The sequence below is a fragment of the Aggregatibacter sp. oral taxon 513 genome, assembly GCF_018128305.1.
Lineage (GTDB): Bacteria > Pseudomonadota > Gammaproteobacteria > Enterobacterales > Pasteurellaceae > Aggregatibacter > Aggregatibacter segnis_A.
The window spans coordinates 1,663,698-1,689,607 of record NZ_CP072381.1; the positions used below are offsets into that span (position 1 = coordinate 1,663,698).

The following is a 25,910-nucleotide window of genomic DNA, read 5'->3' on the forward strand; positions in this document are numbered from 1 at the left end:
AACACATCATTTTCCTGCCGATTTATATGAAAAAAGCAACAACACAACAAAGCACAAAAGGCGAAGTGCGCATTATCGCCGGCTTATGGCGCGGACGAAAATTGCCTGTGCTGCCATCCCAAGGCTTGCGCCCTACCGGCGATCGTGTAAAAGAAACCCTATTCAACTGGCTTATGCCTTATATCGTTGATAGCGAATGTTTAGATGGTTTCGCCGGTAGCGGTTCTCTTGGCTTTGAAGCGCTTTCACGCCAAGCGGCAAAGGTGACGTTTCTGGAATTGGAAAAAGCCGTGGCGCAGCAGTTAAGCAAGAATATTCAAACCTTGAAATGTGCCGATCGCGCGCAAGTCGTCAATCAAAACAGCCTGCACTTTTTAAATCAGCCACAAAATCAACCGCACTTTGATGTGGTCTTTCTCGATCCGCCCTTTCATTTTAATTTAGCCGAGCAAGCCATGGCTCTATTAGCGCAAAACAACTGGCTGCGTCCGCAAGCCTTGGTTTATGTGGAAACAGAAAAAGGCAAGGAACCGAACGTACCGGAAAACTGGCATGTATTAAAACAAAAAGACAGTGGGCAAGTAAGCTATCGGTTATATCAAGCGGAGTAATCTCCGCTTTTTTTTCGCTAAAATCGCAACAACTTCACAACATTTTCTTAAGATCTCACCCCTATTAATTCACGTTTCATTTATATTTTTTTGTATAAAAAAAACACACTCCTCATACCACTTGCTCATCATCATAATTTTCTCACTCTCCATTTGACGACATATTTGAAAGGAATACACTTAGTTCGTCACGCAAACGTTTACTTAGCTGTTTTTATCATGCTGAAACGTTAATGCTTGGTTTTTTAATTAAATTAAAGGAGGTTTGAATGACCCACATTATCGTTGCAACGCACGGTAAGTTTTCAGAAGAAATCGTCAATTCCGCCGCAATGGTGTTTGGTGAAGATGAAAACTGCCATGTGGTGACTTTTCTGCCCGATGAAGGCGGTGAGCATTTGGTGGAAAAATACAATGCCATTATCGCGACGCTGCCAGAAAACGAGCCTATACTCTTTTTAGTCGACTTATTCGGCGGTAGCCCGTATAACGCGGCGGCACGAGTGGCAACAGGACGCGAAAATACGGATATTGTGACCGGCATCAGTTTGCCGATGTTGTTGGAAGTATTAGATGCAAAAGACAGCGCAAGCCTAGCAGAACTGGTAGAAACCGCCAAAGAAGTGGGCGTTGCGGCAGTAAAATCCTTCCGCCAACCAAAAGAAGAAGCCTCCCCATCCCCCTCAACAAAAGCCCCAGCCAAACCGGCAGAACCTGAAAAAAAGACCGCACTTTTAAACCCAAAGTGCGGTCTTTTTTTGTAACGTTTTTACGGTGACATCTCACCCTTTTAAAGCGTTTCGTTGGAAGGCCAGGCATTGACCACCGCTTTCACGAGAGTTGCCAGCGGAATAGCAAAAAAGACCCCCCAGAATCCCCATAAACCGCCAAAAATCAACACGGCGATGATGATAATTAATGGATGAAGATTGACGACTTCGGAAAATAAAAAGGGCACGAGGAGATTTCCGTCTAATAATTGGGAAACAACAAAAGCAATCAGGATATACCAGAACGTGTGTGTGTCGCCGAATTGGAAAATCGCGACCAATACGACAGGAATGGTGATCAATACCGCCCCAATGTAAGGCACCAAGACGGAAAACCCAACCGCAACTGCCAATAGCAACGGATAATTCAAACCGAAAGTTAAGAAGATGGCGTAAGTGACAGCGGTAACCACTAAAATTTCTACCAATTTACCACGAATATAATTGGCAATTTGCTGTTGCATTTCCACCCAAACTTTTGAGGCAAGCGTGCGATTACGCGGCAGAAAACGGCTGACGCCGTCAATCAGCTGGCGTTTATCTTTTAACAGGAAAAACACCATTAACGGCACCAAGAAAGCATAAATCCCGAGCGTCACCAAGTTCATGATGGAAGCTAAAGAGAGTTTCAATGCCGATTCGCCTAAGCTGAGGATTTTCTCTTTTACCGTACCGAAAATAGATTCCACGGTTTGTGCATCAATCAGTTCCGGATAGCGTTCCGGCAAAGATAAAAGCCACTCGTTAAAGCGATTAAACATGTGAGGTAAATCACTTAATAAATTCGCTAACTGTGCCCATAAATTCGGAATCAAAACTAATACAACGACAAAAACCAAGCTGATAAAACTGCCTAGAACCAACATCGTAGCCACTAAGCGGGGACACTTCAATTTTTCATTTAATAAGCGTACCGGCCATTCCAATAAATAAGCCAGCACAATCGCCACCAACAACGGCGCAATAAGATCGCTGAAAAAATAAATGGATACAAAACCGAACAGCAAAATCGCCGCCAATCCCATGGCTTGCGGATCGGTGAAGCGTCGGTTATACCAACTTTTAAACATTTCAATCATGTTTGATTCCTCTATAAAACCTGCCTGATTATAAGGTAAAATCTATGCAAATCACACATTAAGCAGAAGGAATTTCTATGTCGATTACTATCTACCACAACCCTCGTTGTTCTAAAAGTCGTGAAACATTAGCCTTGTTGGAAAGTCACCATATTCAACCGACTATCGAACTGTATTTACAACACAACTACGATGTTGAAACGCTACAAAGCATTGCAGATAAATTGGGCATTACAGATATTCGCCAAATGATGCGAACCAAGGATGAGTTGTATAAAACATTGGGTTTGGACAACCCAAGTCTGACAGCACTGGATTTACTTAATGCCATTGCACAACATTCCGAATTATTGGAACGCCCGATTGTGGTGAATGGTGATAAGGCGAAAATCGGACGCCCGCCGGAAAGCGTGTTATCCATTTTATAAAAACACCGTTAAAAATCCGTTGGATTTTGTGACCGCACTTTATGGTGTAAGCAGGCAAAAATAAACCCGATGCCATGTCGGGTTTATTTTTATTTGTTACTCTTTCGCAAGACCTAAATTGCCAATTTTAATCCCTAAATGCCCTAAGGCTACCGGAGAGATTTGCTCACTTAAATAAATGAATAATTCATCCAAATCGGTGAAGTCTTTTTTGATTTTAATTTGGTCTTCCACTTTGCGGGTAAAGGTATAGTTTGTTTCATTGCCGTTGATGTGCGCTTCTAAGGTCACATAAATAGTCTCAAAAAAGTGGCTTTTCGCGCCTTCTTCGCCCGGATCGCTGATTCTGACGTTCCATGTGTTGTTAAATAAAATTTCTGTTTTCACTGTCATAATAACCTCATTTATATCAATACATTACATAAACTTTACGAATAGAAAAAAGCCCGATAATAAAATCTCTTATCATAGAAATCTTATTATCGGGCTTTTCATAATAACGATTAGCATGTTTCGCTTGACGTTGATAGCTGCCTTTGCCTTTCTTATTTCGTTCAACACGTTGGCGAAAGAGTTTATCGTGTAATAATGCTTGAATCGCATTCTCTTTAATCACACCGCGCTGATGCTGATAGGTCATCGTTCCTTGCGAATTTTGAGGCGGTGTCTGCAAGGCATGTTTTTGTTTTGCCATGATTTTTCCTCTTATAAATAAAAATAAAATGTGTTTTTTAAGGGCTAAAAAACGGCACACATTATAGCGGATTCCGCTGAAATGAAAAGCTGTTACACGGAAAGGTAAGCGCGAAAACCCGATTTTTATTGGCATTTCACTGTCGCCTTTTTGTACAAAAAAAGGTAGAATTAGCCCCTTTTTTATTACCCGCGATAGACTTTTTGAGAAAATTTATGAGTTCAACCCCAAACATCGGCTTTGTCAGCCTTGGCTGTCCGAAAAATTTAGTGGATTCAGAACGTATTCTGACGGAATTACGTTCCAACGGTTATAACATTATTCCGAGCTATGAAAATGCCGATTTAGTGATCGTGAACACCTGTGGTTTTATTGACAGTGCCGTACAAGAATCTTTGGAAGCCATTGGCGAAGCCTTGGAAGAAAACGGCAAAGTGATTGTGACCGGCTGCCTTGGTGCAAAAGAAGATCAAATTCGCCAAGTTCACCCAAAAGTGTTGGAAATCAGCGGCCCACACAGTTATGAAACCGTGATGAACCAGGTGCAAAAATATGTACCGAAACCGGCCTATAATCCGTATGAAAGCCTGCTGCCGACGCAAGGTGTGAAACTTACACCAAAACATTACGCCTATTTAAAAATTTCCGAAGGCTGCGACCATCGTTGCACGTTCTGTATTATCCCGTCCATGCGTGGCGATTTGGATAGCCGTCCGATTACTCAAGTCTTGGATGAAGCCAAACGTTTGGTGGATGCCGGCGTAAAAGAGCTGTTAATCGTGTCCCAAGACACGTCTGCTTACGCCTTGGATCAAACCAAAGAAAACCAAAACAAAACCGTGTTCTGGAACGGCATGCCAATTAAAAATAATTTAATCAGCTTATGTCGCCAATTAGGCAATTTAGGCATTTGGGTTCGCTTGCACTATGTTTATCCGTATCCACATGTGGACGAATTAATTCCACTGATGGCGGAAGGCAAGCTGTTGCCTTATTTGGACATTCCATTGCAACACGCCAGCCCGAAAATTCTGAAAGCCATGAAAAGACCCGGCAAAATCGACCGCACTTTAGAGCGCATTAAAGCATGGCGTGAAATTTGCCCGGAATTAACCTTACGGTCCACCTTTATTGTTGGTTTCCCAGGGGAAACGGAAGAAGATTTCCAAATGCTGTTGGATTTCTTGAAAGAGGCACAGCTAGATCGCGTGGGCTGTTTCAAGTTCAGCCCGGTAGAAGGTGCAGAAGCGACAGAGATGCCGGATCAAGTACCAGAAGACGTGAAAGAAGAACGTTACCACCGTTTCATGCAACTCCAACAAGACATTTCCGCCGCCCGTTTACAACAAAAAATCGGTAAGACGTTGAAAGTCATTGTGGATGAAATCAACGAAGACAGCATTATTGGTCGTTCCATGGCGGATGCGCCGGAAATTGATGGCTTGGTGTATGTAGATAATCAAAGCCAAAGTGCGGTCAATATTGGCGATGTGATTTCTGTGCAGATTACGGATGCCGATGAATACGATTTATGGGGAACTTGTTAATCCCTTCAACAAAAATCCTCGCATGAGGATTTTTTTATGACTTTTAAGCGAGGAAAATAATGCAACCCATCAACATCCTTTTTGTCTGTTTAGGCAATATTTGTCGTTCCCCGATGGCAGAATACGTCATGCGGGAAAAAATCAAACAAGCTCATTTGCAACACAAAATCTGCACAGCCAGTGCCGGCACCTCCGGCTGGCACGACGGCGAAAGCATGCACTGTGGCACTGCCGACATACTGGATCAACATAAAATCGCGTCGAATGATTTTGTCAGCCGTAAAGTGCGGTCAAAAGATTGGGCGGATTTTGATTATCTGATTGCCATGGACAATGAAAATTTACGGGATTTGGAAAAGCTATTTGGACATCATCCGGAAAAACTGTTTCAAATCACCGCACTTTGTCCTGATTTAGGCATCGATCACATTCCGGATCCTTGGTATACCAAGAACTTTCAGCAAACTTATGCCTTGCTCGATCAATGTTGCGATGCCTTGTTAACAAAAATTCGTCAAACCCATCATTTGTGATAGAAATGTTAATTTGATACATGCATTTTGTGATCTCTCGCACGTTTATTTCTCCGCGAATTCGGTAAGATAATGCCAGCATAACTGCCGTTATGCCGTGTAAAATTTATAATGAGGTATTTCCACTATGTTTCCAGAATTTAGAGATCTAATTACCAAACTGAAAGTTGAAGATGCTTACTTTGCAAATTTATTTGATAAACATAATGAACTAGACCAACGTATTAAAAACATCGAATCCAATATTGAATTGGGTACGCACAATGAAGTGGAAATGTTGAAAAAGGAAAAATTACGTTTGAAAGATTCGATGTACGAAGTCTTGAAAAAGGCAAGTGCAAAATAAACGAGCATAAAAACAAAAGACCGCATTGAAGTGCGGTCTTTTTTATGGCCATTTTTAGTGTTTGCCGCCACAGCCGCAACCACCGCCATGGTGATGATCGTGGTCGTGATGATCATGACCACCGCAGCAGCCGTCATGGTGATGATCGTGATCATGATGATGGTGGTGGTGATGACCACCACAACCGCAACCATGACCTTCTTCATCGCTATCATGACCATGACCGCCACAGCAGCCACCTTCTTCATGCAAATGACCGTGTGCGATTTCTTCTAATGTTGCTTCACGGGTATCAACTACTTCCACAGTGAAATGTAATTCTTGACCGGCTAACATATGGTTACCATCAACCACAACATCCGTATCGCCTACTTCGGTAATCACCACAGGCAATGGGCCCATGTCGGTATCCGCGATGAAACGCATACCCACTTCTAAATCTTCCACACCAACAAAAACATCTTTTGGTACGCGTTGCACCATATTTTCGTTGTATTCACCGTAACCTTCTTCCGGTTTCACGCGAACTTCAAATTTATCGCCCACAGATTTGCCTTCCAAGGCATTTTCTAAACCCACAACAAGGTTATTATGACCTTGTAAATATTGTAACGGTTGATTTACCGGTGCTTCATCTACTAACACACCATCTTCCGTACGAACTTGATAAGCGATGCTTACCACCACATTTTTTGCAACTTTCATTGTTTACCTCGTTTGTTTTAAAAGAGAATTTCTGCGTCAACCTTAACCGCAGAAAAGCGTTGTCATTTTATAAAAAATCTCATTCGGGAAAAAGGGATTAGTTTAATAAGTAAATTTGTGCACTCACTGAGGCTTTTAATTCCACTTTACCATTATTATTCAGATTCACTTCATCAGCCACCTCTGAAGAAAAAGATTTCATTTTAGGAACCGATTTCATACCTTCATACAAATACGGTATCTCATTTTTGCTATCCAGATTCAAATTTACCACTTCATAACCTTTCGCATTCAGGGAAGTTTGGATCAACTGCGCTTTATGTTGGAATTGAGCCAAGACGTCTTTAATTATTTCATCTTCAAATTTTGCTGTGGCTTCTTTAGATAGCTTATGAACTACATCGGCAATCGCAAAAGTATCATTTAAGTCAGAAATCACTTGAGATAGCGCCACAAAATCCTTGCTCTCCAACACTAAATCGGCACGCTCAATCCATCCAGATTGCTTACCTTTGCTATCATAACGCACCTGTGTGCTACGTGTATTTTTCTTAATTTCCACCGCACTTTGTTTTTTAATCACCTCTAGCGCGGCATTCGCTTTCTGATTAATAGTTTGGTTTAATTCTTTTAAATTTTTATTTTCATCTTTGATGAAAAGTGTCACTTCCATGACATCATAATCCACTTCTTTAGTCACTTCCGTACTAAAAGAGATCACCGTTTTTTCCAGATCATCAGTGGGTTTTGTTTCCGCATTGGCAGTCAAGGCCATACTTAAAGGCAAAAGCAATAAAGCGAAATGTTTTAATTTCATAAGTGTCTCCTACAGATAAAAGTGTGGTCGATTTTCAGATCGTTTTTTAATGTTTAACGAGATCCTCGTCATCATCTAAGTCATCGTCTTCATCAAAAAATTCACCGTCATCACCATATTCATCGTCATCCGCATTCGGATCTTCAAAATAGGTTCCCCAACCGTCGTAGTTGCCTTTATACTTTTCCAATAATGGCAACAATTCTTTTTGTTGTGCATCAATGATTTCCGGTTTCAATTCCACTTCGCTGATGATGTCACAGCAGAAAATCGCCTTGCCATTTTCTTCTTCAAACTCTTCTGCTTCAGACACTTCATACCCTGCTTTAAACGCCTCCATGGCAATTTTCTCAAGCAGATCAAAATTATGATGGGAAATATGGTGTTCAATAATATAAAGCGCATCCGGATCACTACCATCATTTAATAAATCAGTGATGATCTCGCGGGTTTCGTTTTGTAATTCAAGTAAATCGCTCATAATTTTTCCTTACTGAAAAATAAGAAGAATGGAATAGAAAAGGGAATAAAGAAAAATCTTCTCACAAGGAGAAGATTTTATCTAATAAAAATTATTTTTTAAGTAAATCGCGGATTTCAGTCAATAATTTTTCTTCAGCGCTAGGTTCTTTGACTGCTTCGACTGGTTTCTTCAATTTATTCAACGCTTTAATCATCATAAAAATTGCAAACGCAATGATGATGAAATCAAATACGTTTTGAATGAAGACACCATAGTTTAATGTCACTGCCGGAATATCACCAGCAGCTTCCGCCAAAGTGAGTTTAAGGTCTTTAAAATCAATCCCACCGGTTAAAATACCTAATACCGGCATAAAAACATCTGCCACTAATGAACTGACGATTTTGCCGAATGCACCACCGATGATCACACCGACTGCCATATCAACAACATTGCCACGCATGGCAAATTCACGAAATTCTTTAATAAAGCTCATAGACGCTCCCCTAAGATAAGTTAAAAATCAACGGCAAAACATTTGCCGATTGGTTAAAAAAGGCGCACATTATAGTGATTTTACAGATAAATAACAATTTTTATTCAAATAAAAAATGCGGTTGGTTGGAATAACTTCTCCACATCAGAAATATATTTTTTCTCGCTTAAATACACCACAACATGATCGCCAGCTTGAATAACGGTTCTTGAATCCCCAATCAATACATCATTGCCTCGTAAGATAGCGCCAATTACCGCACCGGTAGGCATTTTTAATTCATTAACCATGCGACCAATAACATGAGAGCTACTTTCTTCACCATGAATGATAATTTCAAGCGCCTCCGCTAATCCATGACGCAAAGAAACGACATTTGCCACATCCCCTTTACGCACATGACCAAGCAAGGCAGAAATAGTGGCTTGCTGTGGAGAAATCGCAATATCAATGGTACCGCCTTGAATCAAATTGATGTACGCAATACGCTGAATCAACACCATGGCTTTTTTTGCGCCAAGCCGTTTTGCCAATAACGCAGACATAATATTGGCTTCGTCATCACTTGAAAGAGAAAGAAATACATCGATATTTTCAATATGCTCTTCAAACAACAAAGACTGATCGGAAGCATCTCCGTTGAACACCAACGTTTTTGATAATTTTTCCGCAAGCATCGTTGCCCTTTCAGCATCCCGCTCAATGAGTTTTACCGTGCAATGCTCTTCTAACAACTTCGCTACACCGGTGGCGATATTTCCTCCGCCCACAATCATAATGCGCTTATAGGGTTTTTCGAGGCGTTGTAGTTCACTCATCACCGCTTTAATATGCACGGTGGCACAAATAAACGTAATTTCATCGCCGGCTTCAATGATTGTTGACCCCTGTGGACGAATCACTTTATCTTGGCGCAAAATCGACACAATACGGCAATCAATATGCGGTAAATGTTCTTTCAGCGTAGAAATAGAGTAACCAACCAACGGCCCACCGTAATAGGCTTTCACCACAACCAAACTGATCTTATCTTTCGCTAAATGCGCAACTTGTAATGCACCAGGATAGCTAATTAAACGGACAATATCCTGCGTCACCAAATTTTCCGGTGAAATAATGTGATCGATAGGAAATGCTTCCGCGGAAAATAATTTCTCTTTTTCCTTCAAATATTCACTATTACGAATGCGGGCAATTTTGGTTGGCGTATTAAACAAGGTATACGCAATTTGGCAGGCAACCATGTTAATTTCATCAGAACTGGTCACCGCAATTAATAAATCGGCATCAGGTGCACCGGCATCACGTAACATCTTTGGCGAAGAGGCTAAACCTTGCATCACCCGCAAATCGTGTTTATCGCGTAAATGCTCCAAACGTAACGACTCATCATCAACCAAAGTAATATCATTGTCTTCACTGACCAAATTGGCTGCCAAGGTAGAACCGACTTGCCCTGCGCCTAAAATAATTATCTTCATTTGATTCTCTCCATGGCTAATGTTAGCCCTGACGTTTCATCAATTTCGCGTAATAAAAACCGTCGCCACCGTTTATCTGTGGAATAAACTGAAAACCGACCGCACTTTGATTATGCTCAAGTACATCGGGCGGTAAATCCAACGGGAGCAATTGCGCATCAGGTATCTTTTGTAAAAAGCGCTCAATCTGCTGACTATTTTCTTCTACAAGCACAGAACAAGTGGCATACAACAACACCCCGTTGGGTTTTAAATAATGCCACAATGCATCCAAAATCTGCCCTTGCAAAGCGACTAACTGCTCGATATCAGCCTCTTTACGTAACCATTTAATATCCGGATGACGGCGAATTACCCCGGTGGCAGAACAAGGTGCATCTAATAAAATGCGGTCAAAACGCACCGCACTTTTACCCAATTTGTCTAGCCATGCTTGTGGATTCGCCGCGTCGCCACACACCACAGTCGCCTGCTGTTGCATCCGCGCTAAATTTTCTGTCACGCGCTGCAAACGATTTTCTTCCACATCCAACGCCATTACATCAGCCTGTGGCGCCAATTCTAAAATATGGGTGGTTTTGCCCCCCGGTGCCGCACAGGCATCTAAAATAACCTCATGATTTTGCGGCTGTAATAATAACGCAGCCCATTGGGCATGAAGATCTTGGACTGTCACACCACCTTCGGCAAACAACGGTAAATTTTGCACGGCTGTCGGCTGAGTTAACCCCAGCGCCTGCGGATGAGACGTCACCTGCGTTTCCATCTGCTGCGCCGATAATAAAGTGCGGTAAGTTTCCAAGCTGTTTTTTTGCGTATTCACCCGCAACCACATGGGTGGCTTTTGATTATTGGCTTCAATGATCTCGCGCCAGTTCGGATAAACCTTTTTCAGTTTATTCACAAACCAATCGGGATGCAGCGTTTGCCAATGTTTATCCACAATCGCAAGAATATCCTCTTGTTCGCGCAAAAATCGACGCAGCACCCCATTCACCAAACCACGAAAACTGTCAGATTTTAAGGATTTTGTCGCATTCACCACTTCATCTACCGCGGCATGCGCCGGCACACGCATATAAAGCAACTGATATAAACCGACCAACAACAAACAATGCACAATGCGCGTTTTGCCTTTAAGTGGTTTATCCACAAGGCGTTTGATGATTTGTTCCAAACGAGGCAAGACGCGACATATACCGAAACAAATTTCTTGCAATAACGGCAAATCTTGTGCTTTCACCGAGGATTGTGCTTCCGGTATCAACGTGGACAAGGATTTCCCTTCATCCAATACTTGCAAAATCACTTTCGCCGCCATCGCTCGCGTCGAAAGTGCGGTTATTTTTAGCGGTGTTTTTTTAGATGAATATTGTTTTCCCATTAGGCAAGTACCTTACCCACTTGGAACCAATCAGCACGCCCATTTAATAAATCCTGCGCTGACATCGGTTTCTTACCTGCCGGTTGTAATTGCAATAAATTCAGTACGCCATCCGCTGTCGCGATTTGGATACCCTGTTTATCTGCGGCTAAAATCGTGCCAGGGGTTTTATTCACATGGGGCAACACGGTTGCTTGATACACTTTCAGCATTTGCGGATTATTCTGTCCATCCATTAATTCCAAATAAGCCATCGGCCAAGGATTAAATGCGCGAATGTTGCGTTCCAACTGCGCTGCCGATAGCTGCCAATTTAACTTGGCTTCTTCTTTGGAAAGTTTGTCGGCATAATTGCTTTGGGTGTCATCTTGTCTTTCCGCGGTGAATTTACCGGTTCCTAAATTATCCAATACATCAATTAACGCCGACGGCGCAAGCTCTGCCAGTTTGTTATAAAGGCTTGTGGACGTTTCAGTAGGTAAAATATCACAATACACTTTATGCAACATATCGCCTGTGTCCAACCCGGCATCCATTTGCATAATCGTGACACCGGTCTGTGCATCGCCTGCCCAAATTGATCGTTGAATCGGTGCTGCACCACGCCAACGCGGCAACAAAGAACCGTGCACATTTAAGCAACCATAGGTTGGTGCATCTAAAACGGCTTGAGGCAAAATCAAACCATAAGCAACCACAACCATGACATCTGCATGCAACGCACACAATTCGGATTGCGCCTCTGCCTTTCGTAAGGATTTCGGTTGATAGACAGGAATCTGGTGTTGCTCGGCTAATTGTTTTACCGGGCTAGCTTGCAATTTCTTACCACGACCGGCAGGTTTATCCGGCTGGGTGTAAACAGCAATAATGTTATGGGAAGAATTGAGTAAAGCTTGTAAATGCTGTGCAGCAAAGTCCGGCGTGCCGGCAAAGATAATATTGAGTGGTTTCATAATGTTCTACGTCATAGATAAATAAAAGTGCGGCTAAAAATTACCGCACTTCTGGAGGATTCACAATTATTTTTGCTTTTCCATTTGTTTTTTCACTTTCATCAGCTTTTCTTTTATGCGCTGACGTTTCAACGGAGAAAGATAATCTACAAAAAGAATACCGTTAAGATGATCAATTTCATGCTGAATACAAATAGCCAGTAAACCATCGGCTTTTAAGGTAAATTCTTTACCATCACGATCGAGGGCTTTTACTGTCACTTTCTCTTTGCGAGGCACTAAAGCACGAAATCCGGGAATAGATAAACAACCTTCTTCAATACCGGTTTCACCTTCGCAATCCAAAATTTCAGGGTTAATTAATACCAATTGATTTTGTTTGTCACCTTCAATGTCGATAGTGATAATACGCTGTAAAATATCGACCTGAGGTGCGGCTAAACCAATGCCTTCTTCTTGATACATGGTATCAAACATATCGTCAATAATTTTACGGGTCTCGTCATTGACTTCCAATACGGACTCGCAAACAACTTTCAGATGTTCTTCTGGATAAATAAGTACATTTAAAGCAGTCATAATTTCTCTTAGAATTTAAAATAAGTGCGTTATTGTAGCCTTTTTCTCATAAAATTCCTATGCTGTAAAAAGCAAAAACCCCCGATGCTCTCACATCAGGGGTTCATATCAGGCTTGGCGGTGACCTACTCTCACATGGGGATGCCCCACACTACCATCGGCATTACGGCGTTTCACTTCTGAGTTCGGTATGGAATCAGGTGGGCCCACCGCACTATCGCCGCCAATATTCTTTATGATTTCTATCTCTTCTTATTCGCGTCTTCTTAATCTAAAAACAAGCCTTCTCTCAACTCTCTCTTCTACGTCCATTCTCTTAACTGTTATCCTTCCAACTCGCTCATGTCCAGGGTAACCCCAAAAACACTTGAGCGTTGTATGGCTAAGCCTCTCGGGCAATTAGTATGCGTTAGCTCAATGTATCACTACACTTACACACCGCACCTATCTACGTCTTAGTCTTAAACAACCCTTACTGTCTTAAAGACAGGGAGAACTCATCTCTTGGCAAGTTTCGTGCTTAGATGCTTTCAGCACTTATCTCTTCCGCATGTAGCTACCCAGCAATGCCTCTGGCGAGACAACTGGAACACCAGTGATGCGTCCACTCCGGTCCTCTCGTACTAGGAGCAGCCCCAATCAATTCTCCAACGCCCACGGCAGATAGGGACCGAACTGTCTCACGACGTTCTAAACCCAGCTCGCGTACCACTTTAAATGGCGAACAGCCATACCCTTGGGACCTACTTCAGCCCCAGGATGTGATGAGCCGACATCGAGGTGCCAAACACCGCCGTCGATATGAACTCTTGGGCGGTATCAGCCTGTTATCCCCGGAGTACCTTTTATCCGTTGAGCGATGGCCCTTCCATGCAGAACCACCGGATCACTATGACCTACTTTCGTACCTGCTCGACTTGTCTGTCTCGCAGTTAAGCTTGCTTATACCATTGCACTAACCTCACGATGTCCGACCGTGATTAGCAAACCTTCGTGCTCCTCCGTTACTCTTTGGGAGGAGACCGCCCCAGTCAAACTACCCACCAGACACTGTCCGAGACCACGTTTCGTAATCTTCGTTAGAACATCAAACGTTAAAGGGTGGTATTTCAAGGACGACTCCATAATCACTGGCGTGACTACTTCAAAGTCTCCCACCTATCCTACACATCAAAATTCAATGTTCAGTGTCAAGCTATAGTAAAGGTTCACGGGGTCTTTCCGTCTAGCCGCGGGTACACCGCATCTTCACGGCGATTTCAATTTCACTGAGTCTCGGGTGGAGACAGCCTGGCCATCATTATGCCATTCGTGCAGGTCGGAACTTACCCGACAAGGAATTTCGCTACCTTAGGACCGTTATAGTTACGGCCGCCGTTTACTGGGGCTTCGATCAGGAGCTTCTCTTTCGATTACACCATCAATTAACCTTCCAGCACCGGGCAGGCATCACACCCTATACGTCCACTTTCGTGTTTGCAGAGTGCTGTGTTTTTAATAAACAGTTGCAGCCAGCTGGTATCTTCGACCGGTTCAACCTTCGCCCGCGAGGGACTACAATCTACGCCGGCGCACCTTCTCCCGAAGTTACGGTGCTATTTTGCCTAGTTCCTTCACCCGAGTTCTCTCAAGCGCCTGAGTATTCTCTACCTGACCACCTGTGTCGGTTTTCAGTACGGTTTAGATAAACCTGAAGCTTAGTGGCTTTTCCTGGAAGTGTGGTATCAGTTACTTCAGCTCCGTAGAGCCTCGTCATCATCTCTCAGTGTTAAGGAAGTCCGGATTTGCCTAAACTTCCCACCTACCAACTTAAACGTGCATATCCAACAGCACGCTAACCTAACCTACTCCGTCCCCACATCGCAGTTTATCCAAGTACGGGAATATTAACCCGTTTCCCATCGACTACGCTTTTCAGCCTCGCCTTAGGGGCCGACTCACCCTGCCCCGATTAACGTTGGACAGGAACCCTTGGTCTTCCGGCGAACGGGTTTTTCACCCGTTTTATCGTTACTTATGTCAGCATTCGCACTTGTGATACGTCCAACAGCCCTCTCGAACCATCTTCATCCGCTTACACAACGCTCCCCTACCCAACAGACTTACGTCTGATGCCGCAGCTTCGGTGCTATATTTGAGCCCCGTTACATCTTCCGCGCAGGCCGACTCGACTAGTGAGCTATTACGCTTTCTTTAAATGATGGCTGCTTCTAAGCCAACATCCTAGCTGTCTAAGCCTTCCCACTTCGTTTCCCACTTAATATAGACTTTGGGACCTTAGCTGGCGGTCTGGGTTGTTTCCCTCTCCACGACGGACGTTAGCACCCGCCGTGTGTCTCCTGAGTATCACTCTTTGGTATTCGTAGTTTGCATCGGGTTGGTAATCCGGGATGGACCCCTAGCCGAAACAGTGCTCTACCCCCAAAGGTGTCCGCTCAAGGCTCTACCTAAATAGATTTCGGGGAGAACCAGCTATCTCCCGGTTTGATTGGCCTTTCACCCCCAGCCACAAGTCATCCGCTAATTTTTCAACATTAGTCGGTTCGGTCCTCCAGTTAGTGTTACCCAACCTTCAACCTGCCCATGGCTAGATCACCGGGTTTCGGGTCTATACCTTGCAACTAGCCGCCCAGTTAAGACTCGGTTTCCCTTCGGCTCCCCTATTCGGTTAACCTCGCTACAAAATATAAGTCGCTGACCCATTATACAAAAGGTACGCAGTCACCCTTTCGGGCTCCCACTGCTTGTACGTACAAGGTTTCAGGTTCTATTTCACTCCCCTCACCGGGGTTCTTTTCGCCTTTCCTTCACAGTACTGGTTCACTATCGGTCAATCAGGAGTATTTAGCCTTGGAGGATGGTCCCCCCATCTTCAAACAGGATATCACGTGTCCCGCCCTACTTGTCGTTAGCTCAGTACCACAAAAGTATTTTCGAGTACGGGATTATCACCCTCTACGATTCGGCTTCCCAGCCAATTCCTCTAATACTTCCGCTATCACTAACAGGCTCCTTCGCTTTCGCTCGCCGCTACTCACAAAATCTCGGTTGATTTCTTTTCCTCGGGGTACTTAGATGTTTCAGTTCTCCCGGTTCGCCTCATTATCCTATGGATTCAGATAATGATAGTAGGTTCTTCACCCACTGGGTTTCCCCATTCGGACATCTTGGATTAAACGCCTCTTATCGACTCATCCAAGCTTTTCGCAGATTAGCACGTCCTTCTTCGCCTCTGATTGCCAAGGCATCCACCTTGTACGCTTTGTCACTTAACCATACAACCTCAAGTATTCTTACCTTATTATTTAAATAATATTAAACAACAACTTTCAAACACTTCAGCTACGATTAATAACAGTTAATTAAGAGCAATCGCCTTTTATCAATCACTCTCACTCAGACTTTCTTGAAAGTCTCGTTTTCAGCTTGTTTCCAGATTTTTAAAGAACAGTAAAGATGAAAAATCATCTTTAAATGGCGTCCCCACGGGGATTCGAACCCCGGTTACCGCCGTGAAAGGGCGATGTCCTAGGCCTCTAGACGATGGGGACAGCATGTAAAGATGCTCTCTTCTCTTTGATATTGTTGTTCTTTCCTTGTCTACAACCATCAAACAAACTGTGTGAACACTTAAAGTCGAGTCTATCTTTGGTAAGGAGGTGATCCAACCGCAGGTTCCCCTACGGTTACCTTGTTACGACTTCACCCCAGTCATGAATCATACCGTGGTAAACGCCCCCCCGAAGGTTAAGCTATCTACTTCTGGTACAACCCACTCCCATGGTGTGACGGGCGGTGTGTACAAGGCCCGGGAACGTATTCACCGCGACATTCTGATTCGCGATTACTAGCGATTCCGACTTCATGGAGTCGAGTTGCAGACTCCAATCCGGACTTAGACGTACTTTGTGAGATTCACTCCACCTCGCGGCTTCGTCGCCCTCTGTATACGCCATTGTAGCACGTGTGTAGCCCTACTCGTAAGGGCCATGATGACTTGACGTCATCCCCACCTTCCTCCGGTTTATCACCGGCAGTCTCCTTTGAGTTCCCGACCAAATCGCTGGCAACAAAGGATAAGGGTTGCGCTCGTTGCGGGACTTAACCCAACATTTCACAACACGAGCTGACGACAGCCATGCAGCACCTGTCTCATGGTTCCCGAAGGCACTCTCATATCTCTACAAGATTCCATGGATGTCAAGAGTAGGTAAGGTTCTTCGCGTTGCATCGAATTAAACCACATGCTCCACCGCTTGTGCGGGCCCCCGTCAATTCATTTGAGTTTTAACCTTGCGGCCGTACTCCCCAGGCGGTCGATTTATCACGTTAGCTTCGGGCACCAAGCTTAAAGCCCAATCCCCAAATCGACAGCGTTTACAGCGTGGACTACCAGGGTATCTAATCCTGTTTGCTCCCCACGCTTTCGCACATGAGCGTCAGTACATTCCCAAGGGGCTGCCTTCGCCTTCGGTATTCCTCCACATCTCTACGCATTTCACCGCTACACGTGGAATTCTACCCCTCCCTAAAGTACTCTAGACTCCCAGTCTGAAATGCAATTCCCAGGTTAAGCCCGGGGATTTCACACCTCACTTAAAAGTCCGCCTGCGTGCCCTTTACGCCCAGTTATTCCGATTAACGCTCGCACCCTCCGTATTACCGCGGCTGCTGGCACGGAGTTAGCCGGTGCTTCTTCTGTATTTAACGTCAATTTGTCGTGCTATTAACACAACAACCTTCCTCAATACCGAAAGAACTTTACAACCCGAAGGCCTTCTTCATTCACGCGGCATGGCTGCGTCAGGGTTGCCCCCATTGCGCAATATTCCCCACTGCTGCCTCCCGTAGGAGTCCGGGCCGTGTCTCAGTCCCGGTGTGGCTGGTCATCCTCTCAGACCAGCTAGAGATCGTCGGCTTGGTAGGCTATTACCCCACCAACTACCTAATCCCACTTGGGCTCATCCTATGGCATGCGGCCTTGCGGTCCCGCACTTTCGTCTCTCGACTCTACGCGGTATTAGCGACAGTTTCCCGTCGTTATCCCCCTCCATAAGCCAGATTCCCAAGCATTACTCACCCGTCCGCCACTCGTCAGCAAGAAAGCAAGCTTTCTCCTGTTACCGTTCGACTTGCATGTGTTAAGCCTGCCGCCAGCGTTCAATCTGAGCCATGATCAAACTCTTCAGTTCAAAAAGTTTAATCGCTCAATACTGCTAGCCAAGTAATCTATCTATAAATAAATAAACGTTTTTCGTAGCACTATTCAGTTCAATTTTAAAATCTTTAATGATAAAAACGAATCTTCAAGTGCCCACACAGTTTGTCTGATTGATTGTTAAAGAACATTTGCATAAGCAAGGTTGCGAATTATAAGTAAAGTTTCCATTTATCGTCAAGAAAAAATTTATTTATTTTTTCTCCCTTGCGGGGCGGAGGCGTATTATAGGGTTCAAGATAAATGGATCAAGTAATTTTTTGCATTTTCTTATCGACAGATTAGAAAAAATACAATTCGCTTATTTTAGCTGCAAAAATACCTCAGAAAATGACCGCACTTTTTGCCAGTCCGTATATTCGATCTCTTTCGTTGGATCTGTTTCTCCTCCCGTAATTCGCATAATCAACTGAATCATAATACGATCAAAGAAATTGTAGCGTGGATAAAATAACGCACCGGCAAATACAGCTGACATTGTCGGTTTCCAGGTAATACGCTGTAAAAATTTACGCACATAAACGTTCGTCTCTGGCGTAGACTTTTCGGGTTTTCGTGCAGTCAAATTGACTCCGAAGAAGGCTGTAGTTTTTTGGTTCAAAAGTACGGTATGTTTTTCTAATGTTTTATAAAGCGCTTTATTAAAATGCCCATAATGGATCGAGGCTCCGATAATAATGCGATCATAATTAGCCAACTCATACATATCAGTAATTGACTTCACATCAACATTTTCGTGAATAATTCCTGCAATGTAGTTGGCTATTTTTTTAGTTTGTCCATCACGAGTGGAATATAAGATAAGTGTTTTCATTAGGATTTCCAAAATGCCGGTGTAAATAAAACTAACAGCGAGAAAATTTCCAAACGCCCACACACCATGGTTAACGTAAGGATCCATTTAGCGCTATCGGGAATACTGACGAAATTGCTACTCACCGAACCAAGCCCCGGTCCGAGGTTATTTAAACAGGCAATAACCGCGTTAAACGCATCGAACGTTTCAACACCACAACTGATAACCCCCAGTAAGCACACCACAAAAACCAGTAAATAGGCAGAGAAAAATGCCCAAATACTTTGTATTACCCGCTCATCCAGAACACGCTTACCTAGTTTGATGGGGTACACTAAATTCGGGTGAATTAAGCGTTTAAGCTCGCGTTTTCCCTGTAGTGAAAGAACTAAAATACGTATGACCTTTAAACCACCACCTGTAGAACCTGCACATCCGCCAATAAAAGAAGCAAATAAAAGTAGAATAGGCAAAAATAATGGCCATTGGTCAAAGCTAGATGTGGTGTAACCTGCTGTCGTTGAAATCGATACGGATTGGAAGGCTGCTTGCTCGAGATTCTTGAAAGTCCCATCAAAATGATGATTGCTTAATAACATAAAAAAGCAGATCGTCACCAAAGCGATCTGGATAAACATAAAGAAACGAAATTCCGGATCGCGAAAATAACTCACAAAAATATTCCGTTTACCAAGATTAGAAAACGCATTGAAGTGCAGCGCATAGTTACAAGCAGAAATCAGTAAAAAAGCAACGGTAATAAGGTTGACGGCAGGACTATTAAAATACGCCATACTGCTATCATGTGTCGAAAAACCACCGATAGAAACGGTAGAGAAGCTGTGGGTAATCGCATCAAAAGGTGACATGCCCGCGAGCCAGTAGGAAAAGGCACAAAGTAGAGTTAAAGAAGCATAAATAAGCCACAAAGTTTTAGCGGTTTCGGCAATACGTGGACGCATTTTGTTTTCTTTAAGCGGCCCCGAAATTTCCGCCCGATAAAGAGACATACCACCGATTCCTAATAAAGGAATGATCGCCACTGCTAATACAATGATCCCCATCCCACCAAGCCATTGTAATAACTGGCGATAGAACAAAATCGCTTTCGGCAGATTATCTAACCCAACAATATTTGTTGCGCCGGTGGTTGTTAAACCGGAGAAAGCTTCAAAAAAGGCGGAAGATACCGTTAAATCCGGATTATCAGAAAGAATAAAAGGAATAGCGCCAAGGCTTCCCATAACAACCCAAAAAGCCACAACAATTAAAAAACCTTCCCGCGAACGCAATTCTTCCTTATGTTCATGACAGGCCCACCAAAGAATTGCACCGCCAATCGCACTCATCACAAAGGATTGAATAAAGGCTTTACCGCCGCCATCACCGTATAATAACGCGACAAATGCAGGCAATAACATGGTGCAGGAAAAGCACATCACTAAAATCCCGACAATGCGTAAAATGGATAAAAAATGCACTAAAAATCTCTCTTATTCTATTTTTACTAAACCTAACTGCCCGGCGAATCGTTCCGTTAACGCTTGCTGAAAAAACGCGAATTTATCGGGGCGAATCGCCAAACTTAACATAACCTGAGCCTGAAAATCTTGTGCCAAAATCAACACTGCATGATGCTCGCATAATGCCTGCAGTCCGCTAATCTGTGGATAATCGCACCGCACTTCATAATGTGCATAGTTCATTTTCATGTCAGTTTCCAACAATTTTAATGCTTGTTGAACCCCACTACTATAAGCACGAACCAATCCACCGGTGCCCAACAAAATACCGCCATAATAACGCACCGTCACCGCACTGATTTCACCCAATCCACTCCCTTGCAACGCGGCTAACATCGGTTTTCCGGCAGTACCGCTCGGTTCGCCATCATCAGAAAATCCAAATTGTTGAGAATCATTCGGACTACCGGCAACAGCTGCCCAACACCAATGACGCGCACTTGGATGCAATGCCTTAATTTCCGTCCAGAACGCTTTTGCTTGCTCTAAACCTTCCGTATGTTGCAAATAAGTAATAAAACGGCTTTTTTTAATTTCTTCGGAAAAATCTACCGCACTTTTCGGAATTCGGTATTCAATCATACGTTTGATGCGCTTAAGGAATTTTGCTGATTTTGTATCATACTTTCTGTATTATATCCCGTAATTTTTCCTAATAAACAACAAAGATGGATAATATCAAAATCACCCAAACACTTGATACGATTGGCTTACGTTGCCCGGAACCGGTCATGTTGATACGCAAACATATTCGCCATTTACAAGAAGGCGACGTACTACTAATGCTTGCTGATGATCCGGCAACGACTCGGGATATTCCTAGTTTCTGCCAATTTATGGATCATACGTTGCTACATAGCGAAACGGATCAAATACCTTATCGCTATTGGGTGAAAAAAGGAAAATAACACCAAAAAAAAAAGTGCAGTGGGTTTTAAAAACGTTTCTAAAACCCACTGCACTTTCCATCAAAGATTCATCACAATTTTTGTTGTAATTTATACTCAACTAAATCTTCAATTGTCACTACCGCGTAGCCAAACTTTTTCGCAAATTCAACAATCTGTGGTGCTCTTGCCATCGTGCCATCATCATTCGTGATTTCACAAATCACCCCGGCAGGTTTAAAGCCGGCAAGACGAGCTAATTCAACTGACGCTTCTGTATGCCCGCGACGTTCCAGCAGACCACCATTTGCCGCACGTAATGGAAACACATGGCCCGGACGGTGTAAATCTGCCGGTTTTGCGCCATCGGCAATCGCTGTTTTAATCGTTGTCACGCGATCTGCCGCAGAAACACCGGTGGACACGCCTTTCGCCGCTTCAATCGTCACCGTAAATGCCGTCTTATTCACGCTGGTGTTATCAGACACCATCGGTGGCAAGGCTAATTGTTGGCACAACTCATCCGTGATACATAAACACACAATGCCGCTACCATAACGAATTAACATCGTCATTTGTTCGGGAGTAATGGTTTCTGCCGGGAAAATCAGATCGCCTTCATTTTCACGATCTTCATCATCAAGAACAAGCACGCCATGGCCTTGTTTAAAGGTATTGATCGCGTTAATAACGCGTTCTTCTGCGGTGCCGAATTGGGATAATAATGACTGATTCATAGTAAATTCCTTCGTTAAAACTTGAGATACCAGAACCAGGGCTGATGAGGGAGTGTTGCCAATATCAATCGCATATAACAACAAGAGCGACCTAATAAATTAAGTCACTAAAATTCTCTTTCATCCAGACTTTAACTGTCGGCTTTGGAATTACACCAAATCTGCTGACTTTGCCTATAAAGGCAAACGCTCGTGGGCTTTATGTTTAAACATATTTACCACCGGTAGGGAATTTCGCCCTGCCCTGAGAATGCGGGCACAGTATAGCGCAAAGCAAATGAAGAAAAAATGTTTTTATTTAGAGCTGATTTGCATACAATAGCGCAAATCATTCACCAAATTGAGGCATCTATGCTAGATTCCTCAAAAATAGTGCATGTTATACAACATATTCCTGTATTAACGCATCTTCATCATTAAACTACTTGCGTAAAAACACGATAAATCTCGACCGCACTTTTGCCCATGCTTTCTTTCATAAGGAGATGAGTATGTCCGCTTTTTATTATTTACAAGAAAAACGTAAACAACTGAACCTCAAGGTCAATGATATTTGCCAACGCGCCAATATCACCCGCGCTTATTTCAATCAGTTAGTGAGCGGAAAAATTAAAAACCCGAGCGCAAACAAGCTGAGTGCGATTCATCGTGCACTACAAATTACCGAGCCGAATCACAAAAAAGTCGGTGTTATTTTCGGTAAGTTTTATCCCGTGCATACCGGTCATATTAATATGATTTATGAAGCGTTCAGTAAGGTTGATGAAGTGCATGTTATTGTGTGTAGCGACACCGAACGCGATTTGAAACTCTTTTACGACAGCAAAATGAAGCGTATGCCAACAGTGCAAGATCGCTTGCGTTGGATGCAACAAATTTTTAAGTATCAAAAGAATCAAATTTTCATTCACCATTTAATTGAGGACGGTTTACCAAGTTATCCAAATGGTTGGCCGGCTTGGGCTGAACGCGTCAAAGACTTATTTAAAGAAAAAGGATTTGAACCGAGCGTTGTATTCAGTAGTGAAATTCAAGACAAAGCACCTTATGAGAAATATTTAAATCTCGAAGTTTCTTTGGTCGATCCTGAACGAGAATTCTTTAATATTTCGGCCACTAAAATTCGTAATAAACCATTCCATTATTGGAAATTTATCCCGAAAGAAGTACGCCCATTCTTCTCTAAAACCATTGCAATTTTGGGCGGCGAAAGCAGCGGGAAAAGCGTATTGGTGAGCAAACTGGCCACCGTATTTAACACCACGTCTGCGTGGGAATATGGTCGCGAATTCGTCTTTGAACAACTGGGCGGTGACGAGCAAGCAATGCAATATTCCGACTATCCACAAATGGCCTTAGGGCATCAACGCTACATTGACTATGCTGTGCGACATGCGCATAAAGTGGCTATTATTGATACAGACTTTATTACAACACAGGCATTTTGTATTCAGTATGAAGGTAAAGCGCATCCATTTTTGGATTCCATGATTAAAGAATACCCTTTTGACGTGACCATTTTGCTAAACAATAATACCCAGTGGGTGGACGATGGTTTACGCAGTTTAGGCAGCCAAAAACAACGACAACGTTTTCAACATTTACTCAAAAAATTGTTAGATAAATACAAAGTGCCTTACATTGAAATTGAATCACCAAGTTATTTAGACCGTTACAATCAAGTTAAAGCCATCGTTGAAAAGATACTCAACGAAGAAGAACTTCCCGAACTCAATAGCGAGCATGGGCATTCCATTTTTTAAATTAGAGAGAATATGATTTTATTTGCAGGCGATCCCCATGGCAGTTTTGACCACCTTTATCCGTTCATCAAAGAACATAAGGATGTGGCATTGGTCATTCTTGGCGATTTACAACTCACCACCCCGGAACCTTTGGAAAAACTGGCGCAATATGCGGATCTTTGGTTTATTCACGGTAACCATGACAGTAAAACCGTTGCTGCCTTTGAATCCCTTTGGGGAACAGAATGGCATACGCGTAGTCTGCACGGACGGGTACAAAAAATACAAGGGAAACGCATCGCAGGACTTGGCGGCGTGTTTCGTGGGCAAATCTGGATGCCACCAAACAAACCGCTTTTCTTTGACCCAATTCATTATTGCCAATATTGTCCACAAGAAAAAATCTGGCGCGGCGGTGTGCCGTTACGTCACCGCACCTCAATTTTCCCTTCAGATATTGAAGTGTTAGAGCAGCAACAAGCCGACATTTTGATTTGTCATGAAGCGCCAAAACCGCATCCATCAGGTTTTTCCGTCATCAATCAACTGGCTGAAAAAATGGGCGTCACACAAATTTATCACGGCCATCACCACGAAAATTTTCAATATACGACACCGGCACAACAAGGTTATCAAATTATCAACGTAGGATTTCGCAGCTTATGTGATATACAAGGCAACTACCTCCATATCGGCGTTGATGACCGAAATTTATAATTTTCTCAAAAATCCCCAAAAATCTGACCGCACTTTGCATAAAAGCTATTTATTTATAGGTCGTATAGGGTTATTTTATGTTACCTACTCGTTTACTTTTTAGGATTTTTTATGTTGTTAAAAAATAAAACATTAGGCAGTGCCTTAATTATCGCAGGAACCTCTATTGGCGCCGGCATGTTAGCCATGCCATTAACCTCTGCCGGAATAGGCTTCGGCTTTACTGCCGCCTTGTTGTTCGGGCTTTGGTTACTTCTCGCTTACAGCGGATTGTTGTTCGTGGAAGTGTATCAAACCGCACAACGTAAAGATGACGGTGTCGCCACCTTAGCAGAAAAATACTTCGGCATGCCAGGGCGCGTCATTTCTACGGTCTCTTTGTTTGTTCTCCTTTACGCCTTATCGGCTGCCTATATGACCGGCGGTGGCTCATTATTAGCTAACGTATTACCGACAGATTTATTCGGTTCAAATGACAACACGCTAAAAATCTCGATTCTTGCTTTCACTGTGCTTCTTGGTGCCTTCGTGGTTATTGGTACTAGCGGCGTTGATGGCATTACCCGTTTACTCTTTTCCGGTAAAATCATCATCTTCATTCTTGTATTAGCCATGATGTTGCCACGCATCAGCCTTGAAAACCTCATAGAAAAACCATTGGATTATGCGTTGATTTTATCCGCCGCACCGATTTTCTTTACCTCTTTCGGTTTCCATGTCGTCATGGGCAGCATCAATAGCTACTTAGACGGCGATGTAAAACGTTTTAAAAACGCGATTATTATTGGCACATCCATTCCATTAGTTGCCTACTTATTATGGCAGCTTGCGACTCACGGCATTTTAAGCCAACGTGAATTTGTTGCCGTGTTAAAAGACAACCCAACGCTCACCGGCTTAATCAACGCCACTAAAGCCCTGACCGGCAGTTTGAGTAATGTATTAAGCGTCTTTTACTCTCTTGCCTTAATCACCTCTTTCTTGGGCGTGGCATTAGGTTTATTTGAAGGGCTCAACGATTTATTCAAACGTGCCAAAATGCCGGCAAACAGAATTAGCTTAACCATTGCTACCTTTATTCCACCGTTGCTATTCGCTCTGTTCTATCCAAACGGCTTCTTAGCGGCACTAGGTTATGCCGGTTTACTGTGTGCTTTCTACTGCCTCATTTTGCCTATCGGATTAGCATGGCGCACAAGAAAACAACATAAAAATTTACCTTATCGCGTTGCCGGTGGAAACTTCGCACTGGTTGTCGCTTTGCTTATTGGGATTTTAATCATCGTCATCCCATTCCTGATTCAAGCTGGTGTTCTCCCGCAAGTTATCGGCTAAAAAAATAAATAAAAAAAGCACCGCACTTAGTGAAAAAGTGCGGTGCTTTTTTATGGCGTTTCA

General features: G+C 43.2%; 24 protein-coding genes, 1 tRNA gene, 3 rRNA genes, 1 pseudogene and 1 riboswitch. Of the genes and pseudogenes, 10 read left to right on the top strand and 19 right to left on the bottom strand.

The window, feature by feature from the left end:
• Window positions 1-26 precede the first annotated feature (26 nt).
• Window positions 27-611, top strand: a complete 585-nt coding sequence (gene rsmD, locus J5A60_RS07955) for a 16S rRNA (guanine(966)-N(2))-methyltransferase RsmD (RefSeq protein WP_109104160.1) — start codon at window positions 27-29, stop codon at window positions 609-611.
• Window positions 612-880: 269 nt separating this feature from the next.
• Window positions 881-1,336 (top strand): annotated as a pseudogene (locus J5A60_RS07960) (PTS sugar transporter subunit IIA); the annotation flags it as partial.
• Between the two features lie 65 nt (window positions 1,337-1,401).
• On the opposite strand, the gene J5A60_RS07965 reads toward J5A60_RS07960, so the two are convergent.
• Complete coding sequence (locus tag J5A60_RS07965) at window positions 1,402-2,460, bottom strand: AI-2E family transporter (RefSeq protein WP_109104149.1); 1,059 nt, start codon at window positions 2,458-2,460, stop codon at window positions 1,402-1,404.
• A gap of 77 nt (window positions 2,461-2,537) precedes the next feature.
• Between J5A60_RS07965 and arsC the strand changes: the two genes are divergently transcribed.
• Window positions 2,538-2,888: an arsenate reductase (glutaredoxin) gene (gene arsC, locus J5A60_RS07970; protein WP_212510012.1), complete on the top strand. Its 351-nt coding sequence runs from the start codon at window positions 2,538-2,540 to the stop codon at window positions 2,886-2,888.
• 96 nt (window positions 2,889-2,984) lie between these two features.
• Here arsC and J5A60_RS07975 read toward each other — a convergent pair whose 3' ends face one another.
• Together J5A60_RS07975 and J5A60_RS07980 are read right to left on the bottom strand one after the other, a co-directional pair.
• A complete protein-coding gene (locus J5A60_RS07975; protein ID WP_048750703.1) occupies window positions 2,985-3,281 on the bottom strand; it encodes a DUF5377 family protein in 297 nt (98 codons plus the stop codon).
• A 16-nt stretch (window positions 3,282-3,297) separates the two neighbouring features.
• Complete coding sequence (locus J5A60_RS07980; protein ID WP_048750702.1) at window positions 3,298-3,582, bottom strand: alternative ribosome-rescue factor A; 285 nt, start codon at window positions 3,580-3,582, stop codon at window positions 3,298-3,300.
• 215 nt (window positions 3,583-3,797) lie between these two features.
• Between J5A60_RS07980 and rimO the strand changes: the two genes are divergently transcribed.
• The 3 genes from rimO (at window position 3,798) to J5A60_RS07995 (ending at window position 6,008) form a co-directional block, all read left to right on the top strand.
• Window positions 3,798-5,129 carry a 30S ribosomal protein S12 methylthiotransferase RimO gene (gene rimO, locus J5A60_RS07985; protein ID WP_212510013.1) on the top strand — a complete coding sequence of 444 codons (1,332 nt, stop codon included), beginning with the start codon at window positions 3,798-3,800 and terminating at the stop codon, window positions 5,127-5,129.
• 59 nt (window positions 5,130-5,188) lie between these two features.
• Window positions 5,189-5,662 carry a low molecular weight protein-tyrosine-phosphatase gene (locus J5A60_RS07990; RefSeq protein ID WP_212510014.1) on the top strand — a complete coding sequence of 158 codons (474 nt, stop codon included), beginning with the start codon at window positions 5,189-5,191 and terminating at the stop codon, window positions 5,660-5,662.
• A gap of 127 nt (window positions 5,663-5,789) precedes the next feature.
• Window positions 5,790-6,008 (top strand): YdcH family protein, encoded by a 219-nt coding sequence (locus tag J5A60_RS07995; protein ID WP_048750699.1) that lies wholly within the window; start codon window positions 5,790-5,792, stop codon window positions 6,006-6,008.
• Window positions 6,009-6,062: 54 nt separating this feature from the next.
• Here the strand turns inward: J5A60_RS07995 and slyD are convergent, their stop codons facing one another.
• From slyD to J5A60_RS08070, 15 genes are all read right to left on the bottom strand, one after another.
• Window positions 6,063-6,713, bottom strand: coding sequence for a peptidylprolyl isomerase (slyD, locus tag J5A60_RS08000; RefSeq protein ID WP_212510015.1), 651 nt, complete (start codon window positions 6,711-6,713; stop codon window positions 6,063-6,065).
• A gap of 97 nt (window positions 6,714-6,810) precedes the next feature.
• The gene (locus tag J5A60_RS08005; protein WP_212510016.1) at window positions 6,811-7,530 is read right to left on the bottom strand and encodes an SIMPL domain-containing protein; all 720 of its coding nucleotides are present in this window, start codon (window positions 7,528-7,530) and stop codon (window positions 6,811-6,813) included.
• A gap of 46 nt (window positions 7,531-7,576) precedes the next feature.
• On the bottom strand, window positions 7,577-8,011 hold the full coding sequence (rraB, locus tag J5A60_RS08010) for a ribonuclease E inhibitor RraB (RefSeq protein ID WP_212510017.1): 435 nt from the start codon (window positions 8,009-8,011) through the stop codon (window positions 7,577-7,579).
• 91 nt (window positions 8,012-8,102) lie between these two features.
• Window positions 8,103-8,489 (bottom strand): large-conductance mechanosensitive channel protein MscL, encoded by a 387-nt coding sequence (gene mscL / locus J5A60_RS08015; RefSeq protein ID WP_006719513.1) that lies wholly within the window; start codon window positions 8,487-8,489, stop codon window positions 8,103-8,105.
• A gap of 104 nt (window positions 8,490-8,593) precedes the next feature.
• Window positions 8,594-9,970 carry a Trk system potassium transporter TrkA gene (gene trkA, locus J5A60_RS08020; RefSeq protein WP_109128831.1) on the bottom strand — a complete coding sequence of 459 codons (1,377 nt, stop codon included), beginning with the start codon at window positions 9,968-9,970 and terminating at the stop codon, window positions 8,594-8,596.
• Window positions 9,971-9,992: 22 nt separating this feature from the next.
• Complete coding sequence (gene rsmB / locus J5A60_RS08025; protein ID WP_212510018.1) at window positions 9,993-11,354, bottom strand: 16S rRNA (cytosine(967)-C(5))-methyltransferase RsmB; 1,362 nt, start codon at window positions 11,352-11,354, stop codon at window positions 9,993-9,995.
• On the bottom strand, window positions 11,354-12,310 hold the full coding sequence (fmt, locus tag J5A60_RS08030; protein WP_212510019.1) for a methionyl-tRNA formyltransferase: 957 nt from the start codon (window positions 12,308-12,310) through the stop codon (window positions 11,354-11,356). Before fmt ends, rsmB begins: the two co-directional genes overlap by 1 nt.
• 66 nt (window positions 12,311-12,376) lie before the next feature.
• Window positions 12,377-12,889: a peptide deformylase gene (def, locus tag J5A60_RS08035; RefSeq protein WP_212510020.1), complete on the bottom strand. Its 513-nt coding sequence runs from the start codon at window positions 12,887-12,889 to the stop codon at window positions 12,377-12,379.
• 112 nt (window positions 12,890-13,001) lie between these two features.
• Window positions 13,002-13,117, bottom strand: a 5S ribosomal RNA gene (gene rrf / locus J5A60_RS08040).
• Between the two features lie 150 nt (window positions 13,118-13,267).
• Window positions 13,268-16,164: ribosomal RNA gene (locus tag J5A60_RS08045) — 23S ribosomal RNA — on the bottom strand.
• A gap of 200 nt (window positions 16,165-16,364) precedes the next feature.
• Window positions 16,365-16,440: transfer RNA gene (locus J5A60_RS08050), tRNA-Glu, on the bottom strand.
• Window positions 16,441-16,541: 101 nt separating this feature from the next.
• Window positions 16,542-18,081 (bottom strand): 16S ribosomal RNA (locus J5A60_RS08055).
• The 16S, 23S and 5S rRNA genes sit together here with 1 tRNA gene alongside, the layout of an rRNA operon.
• Before the next feature lie 327 nt (window positions 18,082-18,408).
• Window positions 18,409-18,921, bottom strand: coding sequence for a menaquinone-dependent protoporphyrinogen IX dehydrogenase (gene hemG / locus J5A60_RS08060; protein ID WP_212510021.1), 513 nt, complete (start codon window positions 18,919-18,921; stop codon window positions 18,409-18,411).
• Entirely contained in the window at window positions 18,921-20,384 is a 1,464-nt protein-coding gene (locus J5A60_RS08065; protein WP_212510022.1) for a TrkH family potassium uptake protein, read from the bottom strand. Before J5A60_RS08065 ends, hemG begins: the two co-directional genes overlap by 1 nt.
• A 12-nt stretch (window positions 20,385-20,396) precedes the next feature.
• Window positions 20,397-21,008 carry a YigZ family protein gene (locus tag J5A60_RS08070; RefSeq protein WP_212510023.1) on the bottom strand — a complete coding sequence of 204 codons (612 nt, stop codon included), beginning with the start codon at window positions 21,006-21,008 and terminating at the stop codon, window positions 20,397-20,399.
• 86 nt (window positions 21,009-21,094) lie between these two features.
• Between J5A60_RS08070 and tusA the strand changes: the two genes are divergently transcribed.
• A complete protein-coding gene (tusA, locus tag J5A60_RS08075; protein ID WP_109128821.1) occupies window positions 21,095-21,334 on the top strand; it encodes a sulfurtransferase TusA in 240 nt (79 codons plus the stop codon).
• Between the two features lie 71 nt (window positions 21,335-21,405).
• Here the strand turns inward: tusA and ribB are convergent, their stop codons facing one another.
• Window positions 21,406-22,050 carry a 3,4-dihydroxy-2-butanone-4-phosphate synthase gene (gene ribB / locus J5A60_RS08080; RefSeq protein WP_212510024.1) on the bottom strand — a complete coding sequence of 215 codons (645 nt, stop codon included), beginning with the start codon at window positions 22,048-22,050 and terminating at the stop codon, window positions 21,406-21,408.
• A 108-nt stretch (window positions 22,051-22,158) separates the two neighbouring features.
• Window positions 22,159-22,306, bottom strand: a riboswitch (FMN riboswitch).
• Window positions 22,307-22,541: 235 nt separating this feature from the next.
• Here ribB and nadR point away from each other — a divergent pair.
• From nadR to J5A60_RS08095, 3 genes are all read left to right on the top strand, one after another.
• Window positions 22,542-23,813 (top strand): multifunctional transcriptional regulator/nicotinamide-nucleotide adenylyltransferase/ribosylnicotinamide kinase NadR, encoded by a 1,272-nt coding sequence (gene nadR / locus J5A60_RS08085; protein ID WP_212510025.1) that lies wholly within the window; start codon window positions 22,542-22,544, stop codon window positions 23,811-23,813.
• Between the two features lie 12 nt (window positions 23,814-23,825).
• Window positions 23,826-24,512 (top strand): metallophosphoesterase, encoded by a 687-nt coding sequence (locus tag J5A60_RS08090; RefSeq protein ID WP_212510026.1) that lies wholly within the window; start codon window positions 23,826-23,828, stop codon window positions 24,510-24,512.
• 111 nt (window positions 24,513-24,623) lie between these two features.
• Window positions 24,624-25,847 carry an aromatic amino acid transporter gene (locus tag J5A60_RS08095; RefSeq protein ID WP_212510027.1) on the top strand — a complete coding sequence of 408 codons (1,224 nt, stop codon included), beginning with the start codon at window positions 24,624-24,626 and terminating at the stop codon, window positions 25,845-25,847.
• Window positions 25,848-25,910: the final 63 nt, after the last annotated feature.

Bases quoted from the DNA above. Each gene is read 5' to 3' on its own strand.
- rsmD (WP_109104160.1), top strand. From the start codon at position 27: ATGAAAAAAGCAACAACACAACAAAGCACAAAAGGCGAAGTGCGCATT.
- J5A60_RS07965 (WP_109104149.1), bottom strand. From the start codon at position 2,460: ATGATTGAAATGTTTAAAAGTTGGTATAACCGACGCTTCACCGATCCG.
- arsC (WP_212510012.1), top strand. From the start codon at position 2,538: ATGTCGATTACTATCTACCACAACCCTCGTTGTTCTAAAAGTCGTGAA.
- J5A60_RS07975 (WP_048750703.1), bottom strand. From the start codon at position 3,281: ATGACAGTGAAAACAGAAATTTTATTTAACAACACATGGAACGTCAGA.
- J5A60_RS07980 (WP_048750702.1), bottom strand. From the start codon at position 3,582: ATGGCAAAACAAAAACATGCCTTGCAGACACCGCCTCAAAATTCGCAA.
- rimO (WP_212510013.1), top strand. From the start codon at position 3,798: ATGAGTTCAACCCCAAACATCGGCTTTGTCAGCCTTGGCTGTCCGAAA.
- J5A60_RS07990 (WP_212510014.1), top strand. From the start codon at position 5,189: ATGCAACCCATCAACATCCTTTTTGTCTGTTTAGGCAATATTTGTCGT.
- J5A60_RS07995 (WP_048750699.1), top strand. From the start codon at position 5,790: ATGTTTCCAGAATTTAGAGATCTAATTACCAAACTGAAAGTTGAAGAT.
- slyD (WP_212510015.1), bottom strand. From the start codon at position 6,713: ATGAAAGTTGCAAAAAATGTGGTGGTAAGCATCGCTTATCAAGTTCGT.
- J5A60_RS08005 (WP_212510016.1), bottom strand. From the start codon at position 7,530: ATGAAATTAAAACATTTCGCTTTATTGCTTTTGCCTTTAAGTATGGCC.
- rraB (WP_212510017.1), bottom strand. From the start codon at position 8,011: ATGAGCGATTTACTTGAATTACAAAACGAAACCCGCGAGATCATCACT.
- mscL (WP_006719513.1), bottom strand. From the start codon at position 8,489: ATGAGCTTTATTAAAGAATTTCGTGAATTTGCCATGCGTGGCAATGTT.
- trkA (WP_109128831.1), bottom strand. From the start codon at position 9,970: ATGAAGATAATTATTTTAGGCGCAGGGCAAGTCGGTTCTACCTTGGCA.
- rsmB (WP_212510018.1), bottom strand. From the start codon at position 11,354: ATGGGAAAACAATATTCATCTAAAAAAACACCGCTAAAAATAACCGCA.
- fmt (WP_212510019.1), bottom strand. From the start codon at position 12,310: ATGAAACCACTCAATATTATCTTTGCCGGCACGCCGGACTTTGCTGCA.
- def (WP_212510020.1), bottom strand. From the start codon at position 12,889: ATGACTGCTTTAAATGTACTTATTTATCCAGAAGAACATCTGAAAGTT.
- hemG (WP_212510021.1), bottom strand. From the start codon at position 18,921: ATGAAAACACTTATCTTATATTCCACTCGTGATGGACAAACTAAAAAA.
- J5A60_RS08070 (WP_212510023.1), bottom strand. From the start codon at position 21,008: ATGATTGAATACCGAATTCCGAAAAGTGCGGTAGATTTTTCCGAAGAA.
- tusA (WP_109128821.1), top strand. From the start codon at position 21,095: ATGGATAATATCAAAATCACCCAAACACTTGATACGATTGGCTTACGT.
- ribB (WP_212510024.1), bottom strand. From the start codon at position 22,050: ATGAATCAGTCATTATTATCCCAATTCGGCACCGCAGAAGAACGCGTT.
- nadR (WP_212510025.1), top strand. From the start codon at position 22,542: ATGTCCGCTTTTTATTATTTACAAGAAAAACGTAAACAACTGAACCTC.
- J5A60_RS08090 (WP_212510026.1), top strand. From the start codon at position 23,826: ATGATTTTATTTGCAGGCGATCCCCATGGCAGTTTTGACCACCTTTAT.
- J5A60_RS08095 (WP_212510027.1), top strand. From the start codon at position 24,624: ATGTTGTTAAAAAATAAAACATTAGGCAGTGCCTTAATTATCGCAGGA.